This window comes from Faecalicoccus sp. LCP19S3_E2 (genome assembly GCF_052121255.1).
GTDB lineage: Bacteria > Bacillota_I > Bacilli_A > Erysipelotrichales > Erysipelotrichaceae > Faecalicoccus.
In genome coordinates, this window is sequence record NZ_JBQKEP010000041.1 from 1 (window position 1) to 720 (window position 720).

3 protein-coding genes are annotated in these 720 nt (G+C 48.2%); all 3 read right to left on the reverse strand.

Annotated features, from left to right (window positions below; genetic code table 11):
* Nucleotides 1-197, reverse strand: a 197-nt coding sequence (gene rpsK / locus ACTQX6_RS12610; RefSeq protein ID WP_441657563.1) for a 30S ribosomal protein S11, incomplete at its 3' end; no start/stop codon positions are given.
* 16 nt (nucleotides 198-213) lie between these two features.
* On the reverse strand, nucleotides 214-579 hold the full coding sequence (gene rpsM, locus ACTQX6_RS12615; protein WP_022789337.1) for a 30S ribosomal protein S13: 366 nt from the start codon (nucleotides 577-579) through the stop codon (nucleotides 214-216).
* Nucleotides 580-592: 13 nt separating this feature from the next.
* On the reverse strand, nucleotides 593-709 hold the full coding sequence (gene rpmJ / locus ACTQX6_RS12620; protein WP_081637596.1) for a 50S ribosomal protein L36: 117 nt from the start codon (nucleotides 707-709) through the stop codon (nucleotides 593-595).
* Nucleotides 710-720: the final 11 nt, after the last annotated feature.

Here is a 720-nt window from a genome sequence, read left to right on the forward strand (position 1 = left end):
GCTAACTGGGCTGCATACGGTGTGCTCTTTCGGCTTCCCTTGAATCCTAAGGCTCCCGCACTGCTCCATGCTACCGCATTTCCACTCTCATCTGTGATCGTTACGATCGTATTGTTGAAAGTCGAGTGGATATGTGCACATCCGCGCGCTATATTCTTCTTGACGCGGCGTTTTCCTCTTCTCTGTACCTTTGCCATACTCTACTCTTCCTTCCTACTTCTTCTTGTTGGCTACCGTCTTCGCTTTCCCTTTGCGTGTTCTCGCATTGGTCTTCGTTCTCTGTCCTCTGACCGGCAGTCCCTTTCTGTGTCGGATCCCTCTGTAGCATCCGATTTCCATCAGTCGCTTGATGTTCAGCTGTACTTCTCTTCGCAGATCCCCTTCGACCTTGATCTTGTCGATGGCCTTGCGGATTGCGTTCATCTGTTCTTCGCTCAGATCCTTTACACGGATGTTCTCATCGATTTTTGTCTCTTCCAATACTTTCTCTGACGTGCTCTTCCCGATCCCGTAGATATAGGTCAGGGCGATGACTACACGCTTGTCGTTTGGAATATCTACTCCTGCAATTCGTGCCATTGTTTCCTCCTACTTAGTTTCCTTGTCTTTGTTTGTGTTTTGGGTTTTCACAAATTACCATGACGCGACCCTTGCGTCGTATTACTCGGCACTTGTCGCACATCGGTTTTACGGATGGTCTTACTTTCATTTGTCTAATCC

Excerpts from the sequence above, each read along its gene's own strand:
- rpsM (WP_022789337.1), bottom strand. The coding sequence starts at position 579 with ATGGCACGAATTGCAGGAGTAGATATTCCAAACGACAAGCGTGTAGTC.
- rpmJ (WP_081637596.1), bottom strand. The coding sequence starts at position 709 with ATGAAAGTAAGACCATCCGTAAAACCGATGTGCGACAAGTGCCGAGTA.